The sequence below is a fragment of the Rhodopila globiformis genome, from assembly GCF_002937115.1.
In the GTDB taxonomy this organism is placed as follows: Bacteria; Pseudomonadota; Alphaproteobacteria; order Acetobacterales; family Acetobacteraceae; genus Rhodopila; species Rhodopila globiformis.
The window spans coordinates 22,359-30,754 of record NZ_NHRY01000051.1; the positions used below are offsets into that span (position 1 = coordinate 22,359).

Here is an 8,396-nt window from a genome sequence, read left to right on the forward strand (position 1 = left end):
TCAGCATGCGGAGCCCTGTCCGTCAAACCGCGCGCCAGACGGCGGCAAATGCATTGCGGCGGCGAAAGCGTTCGCGCTATGCCACCGCCGGTTCGCATCCGAACCCTGAGGCCTGTCACGGTGCAACCCGCATCCCGATTCGGCGCCAGCGGCGATTCCGCGCCACTGGTCGCGCATGTGTTTCCCAGCTTCGCGGTGGGCGGCGCGCAGGTGCGCTTTGCCGCCATCGCCAATCATTTCGGCCCGGCTTTCCGCCACATCGTCGTCTCCCTCGACGGCGACCTGGCCTGCCGGGAGCGCCTGCGCGACGACCTGGACGTGACCTTTCCGGATGCCGGCGCCACCAAGAACGCCATGCTGGCCAACGCCCTGCGCTTCCACGGCAAGCTGCGCGCCTGGCGGCCGGACGTGCTGGTGACCTGCAACTGGGGCGCCATCGAGTTCGCCCTGGCCAACCTGCTGCCGGTGGCCCGCCACCTGCACGTGGTGGACGGCTTCGGGCCGGAGGAACGGGCGGCGCAGATCCCGCGCCGGGTGCTGATCCGGCGGCTGGCGCTGGGGCACTCGCCGGTGGTGCTGCCGTCGCGGACGCTGGTGACGATCGCGCGCGATACCTGGAAGCTGCCGCCGCGGGTCATCCGCCATGTGCCGAACGGCATCGACCTCGGCCGCTTCGCCGCCGCGGCACAGGGCACGCAGCGCGGCGGCGGTACCCCCGTCATCGGCACGGTGGCGGCGCTGCGGCCGGAAAAGAACGTTGCCCGCCTGGTGCGGGCGGTCGCCGCCGTGCCCGGCTGCCGGCTGGTGATCGTCGGCGACGGGCCCGAGCGTCCGGCTTTGGAGGCGCTGGCCGCCACGCTGGGCATCGCCGATCGCGTCAGCTTCGTTGGGCACCAGGCGGAGACGCCGGATTTCTACGCCCGGTTCGACCTGTTCGCGCTGTCCTCCGACACCGAGCAGATGCCGCTGTCGGTGATCGAGGCGATGGCCAGCGGGCTGCCGATCGCCGCCACCGACGTCGGCGACGTCCGGCCGATGCTGGCGGCGGAGAACGCGCCGTTTGTCACCGCCCTGGACGATGCCGCCCTGGCCGCCGCCATCCGCGCGCTGGTGGCGGACGCGGCGTTGCGCCGGCGCCTCGGCGCGGCGAACCTGCGGAAGGCGCGGCGGGATTTCGACCAGGCGGCGATGTTCGCGGCATACGACGCCCTGTGGCGCGGGACGTGACCGACATCCGGGTTTCGGTCGTCACGGACTTTGCCGCGCTGGGCGAACGCTGGCGGGCGCTGGAGCGGCGCGCCGACGCGTCATTCTTCCAGACCTGGTCCTGGTACGGCTGCCTGGCGGCCGAGCGGTTCGCCGAACCGGTGCTGGTCGAGGCGACCGAGGCCGGACGCTGCGTCGCCCTGGCGCTGTTCAACCGGGTGCGCGACCGCTTCGGGCCGCCGCGCCTGCATCTGTGGGAAAGCGGGCGGGCGGCGCTGGACTGCCCCTATATCGAGCAGAACGGCGTGCTGGCGGAAGCCGGCCGGGCGGACGAACTGACCGCGGCCTGCCTGCGCGCGGTGGCGGCGGATCATGTGCTGGTGCTGCCCGGCGTCGGCGCGGCCACGCTGGCCGCCGCACGGTGCGTGGCAAGGCTGGTCGAGGTGAGCAGCTGGCACGACTCGCCCTTCGTCGATCTGGCGCGGCTGCGCGCGGCAGGCGGGGACTACCTGGCGGCGCGCAGCGCCAACACCCGCCAGCAGATCCGCCGCTCCGACCGGTTCCATACGCAGGACGGGGCGATCGTGGTCGAGCGGGCGGAGACGGTCCACGCGGCGCTGGCGATGCTGGACGAGATGGCGGACCTGCACCAGGCGACCTGGAGCGCGCGCGGCCAGCCCGGCTGCTTCGCCGCGCCGTTCTTCCGCCGCTTCCACACCGCCCTGATCACCACGGCGCTGCCGCGCGGGGAGGTGGCGCTGCTGCGCGTCCGCGGCGGCGTGGGGACCGTCGGCATCCTCTACGGGTTCGCATTCCGGGGACGGATGTATGCGTATCAGAGCGGCTTCGCCTACCGGCGGGGGGAGGCCAGGGCCAGGCCGGGCCTGACCAGCCATCACGCCGCGATCCGCTACGCTCTGGCGGCCGGGTTCGACCGCTATGACTTCCTGGCCGGCGACGACCGCTACAAGCGCAGCCTGTCGGACCAGGCCCACCCGCAATACTGGGTGGAGGCGGGGCCAGCCTGGGCGCCGCGCCTGCTGTTGAGCAAGGTGCTGGACAGCTTCAGGTGATCATTGTTCAGGCAATCAATGACCTGGCTTTGACCGTTGGGTGGCCGTTATCGGATGTGCTACCAATCATCTGCAACGCCGGTTTCGGACATGACAGTGACCGGCTGTGAAACCGACTCGGCCGCCACCAGCCCGGTTGGCCGCCCCGGTCGATCTGTCCGCTTGGTCTGTCCGCGCTGCGGTAGCGGCGGTGCCAAAGGGGCCGATGGTCGGGGCTGACAATCCCGGGATCGGGCGACACGGCCGCATGAGGCCGCATTCCTGCCGGGTGGGGCCGCCTTATGTTGGTTGCAGGCTGGGGAAGAGGGCGCGATGTCGGGATTCTTCTATTATCTGATGACGTTTGCCGAATCGATCGCCTCGGTCGTCGGCATCCACTCGGTGTACGAGCAGCCGCGCTACGAGGTGCTGCAGCATCTCGGCCAGAGCGTCGAGATCCGCCGGTACGAGCCGCGGGTGGCGATCGAGGCGGTGATCGAGGGCAAGAACCGCGATCGCGCCGCCAGCGAGGCGTTCGGCCTGCTGTTCCGCTATATTACCGGCGCCAACCAGCGGCAGGAGAAGATCGCCATGACCGCGCCGGTGCGGACGGAGTCCTCGTCGGAGCGGATCGCGATGACGGCGCCGGTGCAGACCGCCACCAGCCCGTCCGGCACGCTGAGCATGCGCTTCTACCTGCCGCGCTCGGTCGCCAAGGCCGGCGCGCCGGCGCCGCTGGACCCGCATCTGCACCTGGTGGATGTCCCGGCAACGACGGTGGCGGTGGTGCGCTACTCCGGCGTGGACAACGAGAGCCTGCGGACGGAGGAGCGCGGCGTGCTGCTGGCGGCGCTGGCTGGTTCGCGGTGGAAGCCGGACGGGGAGGTGTTCCAGATGTATTACGATCCGCCCTTCACGGTGCCTTTCCTGCGCCGCAATGAGGTGGCGGTGCCGGTGACGCGGCAGCAATCGGCCGCGAAATAGTGAGAACCGGGCCGCCGCCCTCTGTTCCGAGGCGGATGGAGCCTGTGCCCGCCATGACGACGAGAGGCCGGTGTCGTCTCGCCGCCAACCAGATCGGTCCTGCCGGGGAGGCGCCATCTCTGACGACGGCCGTGCCGGCACGAAAGCGCGACGCCTCGTTCAGAGGCAGCAACAGCGCAGACGGAGCCTCCAACCCAATACATACAACCGCAAGCAAAGCCCCCGGCACCGACAGGACTCGCAAGTCAAGGCAACAAAAAAGGGCGGGAGTATGACTCCCGCCCCGAACATGGCTTCCGCCGCTTGTCCGTCAGTTGCTGTTCCTGTTGCCCATGAGTTGCAGCAGCATCATGAACAGGTTGATGAAATTCAGGTAGAGGCTGAGCGCGTCATACACGCTGCGCTTGGCCGCGCCGTCGAAGCCTTCGGCGTAGACGAACTGCTGGTAGCTCAGCTTGATGCGCTGCGTGTCATAGGCGGTCAGGCCGGTGAACACCAGCACGCCGATGATGCTGACGGCGAATTGCAGCGCGCTGCTGGCCAGGAACATGTTGACCAGGCTGGCGATGATGATGCCGATCAGGCCCATGAACAGGAAGCTGCCGAAGCGGGTCAGGTCCGCCCGGGTGGTGTAGCCATACAGGCTGGTCGCCGCGAACGTAGCGGCGGTGATGAAGAACACCCGGACGATCGACTCGCTGGTGTAGACCAGGAAGATGTTGACCATGCTGGCGCCCATCGCCGCGCAGAACACCCAGAACAGCGCCTGGGCGGCCGGGGTGGACAGCCGGTTGACGCCCAGCGACAGCACCAGCACGAAGGCCAGCGGCGCGAAGATCGAGATCATCGCCAGCGCCGTGGCATGGTGCGCATAGCCGAACGGCGTCTGCACCAGCGGATAGAACAAGTTGATCAGACTGGTGTTGGCAATGCCGAACGCGACCGCGCCGGTCAGCAACAGCCCGGATGCCATCCAGTTGTAGACCCGCAGCATGTAAGCCCGCAGACCAGCGTCATAGACGGCTGTGGTAGCGGCTGAGGCCCGTGGATAGGCCCCGGATTGCGGACTGAAAGCCATGGTTTCCTGTTTCCTTTCGAGCGTAAGCCCTCGTTGCCTACCCAATTGCCCCGCCGGCCGCAACGCCTGCCGGAAACCAACCGGGGCAGTTCAATAAAGGTCCGTCAGCGGGGGCCGGACGGAGACCGATTCTGGATCGCGCTACTCGTTCCTGAGGAGTGGCGCCGGCCTGGCCCGCAATGCTGCCGCGGTTCCAGCATAGCCGAACAACAGCATGAGTGCGAGTGCTCCCGCAAGTGTGTAAATAAGAGTTACCGGCATGAACGTCCACTCCGTGTGCAGAATGTAATGTACGACGCCGTAGCTCGCCGCGGAGCCGACGCCGGCGGCGATCAGCCCGGCTATCAGGCCCAGCACGCCGAACTCGGTCAACCACGCCGTGCGGATCTGCCGCCGTGTCGCGCCCAGCGTCCTGAGGATGACCGCCTCCCGCAGCCGCCGCCGCTGGCCGGCCGCCACGGCGCCCACCAGCACGAACGTGCCGGCCAGCAACGTCACCGCACCGGTGACCGTCAGCGCCGCCGCGACCTGGTTCAGCAGATCGGCGATCGCGGATAGCACATCCTCCACCCGGATGCCGGTCACATTCGGCAAGGCGTCGGTCACGGCCCGCAACAGTCCCCCCTGGTCCGCCGGGTCAACCCGCACGGTGGCAATATGGGTATGCGGCGCATGCGCCAGCAGGCCAGGGCTGGCCACCATGACGAAGTTGATGCCCAGCGACCGCCACGCGACGTCGCGCAGGCTGGCGATCCTCAGGTCGACGTCGCGGCCGAGCACGTTCACCCGGATGACGTCGCCGATGCCGACATGCCAGCCCCTGGCGATGCCGGCGTCGAACGACACCAGCGGCGGGCCATTGTAGTCCGGCGGCCACCATTTCCCGGCGACCAGGCGGGTGCCGTCCGGCGGCGTCGCGGCATAGGTCAGGCCGCGGTCGCCGCGCAGCGCCCATGCGGTATCCGGGGTGGTGACGACCTGCTCGGCCGGCACGCCGTTCACCGCCACGACGCGGGCGCGCATCGACGGCACCTGGTGCAGGTCGTGCACGCCGGGCTGGGCGCGGACGATCTGCTCGAACCGCGGCAACTGGTCGTTCTGGATGTCGACGAAGAAGAAGCTGGGGGCGTTGACCGGCAGCTGCTCCTGGATCTCGTGCTGCATGTTGCCCTGGATCAGCGCCACCGAGGCCAGGGTGGACAGGCCGAGCCCGGCGGAAAGCAGCAGCAGCGGGGTGGGGGCGCCCGGGCGGTGCAGGTTGCCGACTCCCAGCCGCAGCGACGGCCAGGACAGCGGCGGCATCCGGCGTGCCAGCCGCATGACGGCAGTGGCGCCGAGGCGGAACAGCAGCAGCGTCAGCCCGGCGCCGGCGCAGAACCACAGGGCGAACAGGCGGTCGGTGGCGGTGGCGACGGTCAGGCCGATCAGCGCCAGCGCCAGGGCGGCGTTGACCGCGGCCAGCCCGGCAGTCGGCCGGGTCGCCTCGGGGATCAGCCCGTCGCGGAACAGCGCGCCGCCGGGGATGCGCGCGGCGCGGCCCAGCGGCCAGAGCGAGAAGCACAGCGCGATCAGCAGCCCATAGCCCGCCGCCAGCAGCAGCGGCACCGGATACAGCCCCGCCACCGGCGGCACCGGCAGGACGGAGGCCAGGAACCGCGTCCCGGCCAGCGGCAGCAGCGCCCCGGCCGCGAGTCCCAGCAGGATGCCCGCCGCCGACAGCGCCATCACCTGGATCAGGCAGACGGCGAACACCAGCCGCGGCGAGGCGCCCAGGCAGCGGAGCGTTGCGATCGTCTTCGCTCGGGCGTCGAGCCAGGCGTGCACGCCATTGGCCACGCCGATGCCGCCCACCAGCAACGAGGTCAGGCCAACCAGGGTGAGGAACAGCGCGGTCTCGTCGATGAACCGGCGCACGCCGGGCGCGGCGTCGCGCGGGGTGCGGATGCGCCAGCCGTTGTGCGGGAACGCGTCCTGGATCGCCTGCGCCAGGGCGGCCGGGTGCGGCGCGGTCAGGCGGAGCGCGTAGCGGACCATGCTGCCGGGGACGATCAGGTGGGTGGACGGCAGCGCCGCGGCGGCGATCAGCACGCGCTGTCCGAGGATCGAGGCGGTGGCGACTCGATCCGGCTCGTGCGTCAGCGCGCCGGTGACGCGGAACGTGGCGGTGCCGAGGCGGACGGTCTCGCCGGGATGGAGGTTCAGGCGGTCCAGCACGACCTGCTCGGCCAGCAGGCCATAGCGGCCGTCGCGCGGGGCCAGGGCCTCGGCCAGAGGTTGCGCCGGCTGGATGGTGGCGGCGCCGACGAGGGGCCAACTTGCATCGACGGCTTTCAGTTCGATCAGTTGGCGCTCGCCGGAGGGAGCGACCAGCATGGACCGCATCTGCGTCACGTCGGATGTGGTGGCGCCGTGGGCGTGCAGCCAGGCGGTGAGCGCGGCGGGCAGGGGTTGGGCGCCGCCGTCGATCGCCAGGTCGCCGCCCAGCAGCAGGCGGCCGTCGGCGGCAAGGCCGGCATTGACGGCGGAGCGCAGCGTGCCGACGGCGGCGATGACGCCGACGCCCAGGGCGAGGCAGAGCAGGACAATCCACAGGCCACGGACGCCGCCGCGCAGCTCCCGGCGGGCGAGGGTGAGGGCGAGGATCATGGGATGGCGACCGTCCCTCTCGTCATGGCGGGCGCAGGCCGCATTGGCGTTAAAATAGCGTGGCGGCGGCACGATGCTTGCCATTCCGTCATGGCCCGGCTTGTCCGGGCCGCCTGTCGCGGCACAGTGCTGGAATAGGTGGCCCGGACAAGCCGGGCCATGACGAGGAGGCAACAGCCAGCCGTATTTTAACGCAAATGGGGCGCAGGCCGGCCAGCCACGCCTTCGTCTGTTTCAACACCGCAAGACGTGGATGGCCGGCGTAGGCCCAATACGGTTCACATGGCGCCTTCCATCCCCACGTCTGCTGAGAGACAGGCGGGGAGTGAGAACGATGGGTCGACCATCGGTCAAACCGCCATCCGGCGTGCGTGTCAGCAATCACATCAGCCTCGGGATGGTCGCCCGCACGATGCCGCTCGACGAGGTGCGTCAGGTGCTGGCGGACAGTGGGCGTTCGAGCCGGCGGCACCGCGATCTGCCGGCGCATGTGATGGTCTACCACGTCATCGGGCTGGCGCTCTACATGGGCGTGAGCCTGCGCGAGGTGCTGCGCTGCCTGCTGGACGGGCTGCGTGCGCTGTGGGGGCCGGCGGCGGTCAAGGTGGCGGGCAGGAGCGTGATCACCCAGGCGCGCAAACGGCTTGGGGAAGCGCCGCTGCGGCAGTTGTATGAGCGTATGGTGCGGCCGATCGCTGTGCCGACGACCCGGGGGGCGTGGTATCGCCACTGGCGGCTGGTCAGCCTGGACGGCAGCACCCTCGATGTCGCCGGCAGCACGGACAACGAGGCCGGTTTTGGCCGTCCGGGATCGGGCCGCGGCCCCGGCGCGTTCCCACAACTGCGGCTGGTCAGCCTGCTGGAGAACGGCACGCATGTACTGTTCGGCGCCCACCCTGGTCGCTACACCGACGGCGAAAGCACCCTGGCACGCACGGTGCTGGATGCGTTGCGGCCGGGCATGCTGTGCCTGGCCGATCGGCGGTTCTTCAGTCATGCGCTGTGGCGCCAGGCGCTCGCCACCGGGGCTGATCTGCGGTGGCGGGTCAAGGGCGACCTGCGCCTGCCGTGCGAACAGGCGCTGCCCGATGGCTCCTTTCTCACCACGCTGTATCCCACCGCCACTATCCCACTGCCACCGGGCGGCGGCGGCGGCACAACGGGGTGCGGGTAATGGCTGTCGGGGAAAGATGAGCTGTATCGGCTGATCACCACGCTGCTCGATCCGCAGGTGGCGCCGGCCGAAGAACTGGCGGCGCTGTATCATGAGCGCTGGCAGATCGATATCGACCAGTCATGGCGGCTCTCAAGAATCAAGGGTTGCGTGGTTGGTAGTCCTCCCGGGCGGCGGCAATCGGCGCCAAGGCGGCGGCGTTGCCCGGATCGTCTTCAGATTGGCAATCGTGGCAGCGTCGGCGGTGACCAACGTC

General features: G+C 69.8%; 6 protein-coding genes. 4 read left to right on the forward strand and 2 right to left on the reverse strand.

Annotated elements, in window-relative coordinates:
• The first annotated feature begins 120 nt into the window (after positions 1 to 120).
• From CCS01_RS03995 to CCS01_RS04005, 3 genes are all read left to right on the forward strand, one after another.
• Entirely contained in the window at positions 121 to 1,227 is a 1,107-nt protein-coding gene (locus tag CCS01_RS03995) for a glycosyltransferase (RefSeq protein WP_158258221.1), read from the forward strand.
• Positions 1,224 to 2,279 carry a GNAT family N-acetyltransferase gene (locus CCS01_RS04000; RefSeq protein WP_158258222.1) on the forward strand — a complete coding sequence of 352 codons (1,056 nt, stop codon included), beginning with the start codon at positions 1,224 to 1,226 and terminating at the stop codon, positions 2,277 to 2,279. The genes CCS01_RS03995 and CCS01_RS04000 overlap by 4 nt, the downstream gene beginning before the upstream one ends.
• 312 nt (positions 2,280 to 2,591) lie before the next feature.
• A complete protein-coding gene (locus CCS01_RS04005; RefSeq protein ID WP_104517536.1) occupies positions 2,592 to 3,242 on the forward strand; it encodes an SOUL family heme-binding protein in 651 nt (216 codons plus the stop codon).
• A 310-nt stretch (positions 3,243 to 3,552) separates the two neighbouring features.
• Here the strand turns inward: CCS01_RS04005 and CCS01_RS04010 are convergent, their stop codons facing one another.
• Positions 3,553 to 4,320: a Bax inhibitor-1/YccA family protein gene (locus CCS01_RS04010; RefSeq protein WP_104517537.1), complete on the reverse strand. Its 768-nt coding sequence runs from the start codon at positions 4,318 to 4,320 to the stop codon at positions 3,553 to 3,555.
• A 141-nt stretch (positions 4,321 to 4,461) separates the two neighbouring features.
• A complete protein-coding gene (locus tag CCS01_RS04015) occupies positions 4,462 to 6,966 on the reverse strand; it encodes an ABC transporter permease (protein ID WP_104517540.1) in 2,505 nt (834 codons plus the stop codon).
• Between the two features lie 334 nt (positions 6,967 to 7,300).
• Here CCS01_RS04015 and CCS01_RS04020 point away from each other — a divergent pair, with 334 nt between their 5' ends.
• Positions 7,301 to 8,140: an IS4 family transposase gene (locus CCS01_RS04020; RefSeq protein WP_158258223.1), complete on the forward strand. Its 840-nt coding sequence runs from the start codon at positions 7,301 to 7,303 to the stop codon at positions 8,138 to 8,140.
• Positions 8,141 to 8,396 lie beyond the last annotated feature (256 nt).

What these genes read in the sequence shown, in the direction of transcription:
- CCS01_RS04005 (WP_104517536.1), top strand. Translation starts at nt 2,592, where the DNA reads ATGTCGGGATTCTTCTATTATCTGATGACGTTTGCCGAATCGATCGCC.
- CCS01_RS04010 (WP_104517537.1), bottom strand. Translation starts at nt 4,320, where the DNA reads ATGGCTTTCAGTCCGCAATCCGGGGCCTATCCACGGGCCTCAGCCGCT.
- CCS01_RS04015 (WP_104517540.1), bottom strand. Translation starts at nt 6,966, where the DNA reads ATGATCCTCGCCCTCACCCTCGCCCGCCGGGAGCTGCGCGGCGGCGTC.
- CCS01_RS04020 (WP_158258223.1), top strand. Translation starts at nt 7,301, where the DNA reads ATGGGTCGACCATCGGTCAAACCGCCATCCGGCGTGCGTGTCAGCAAT.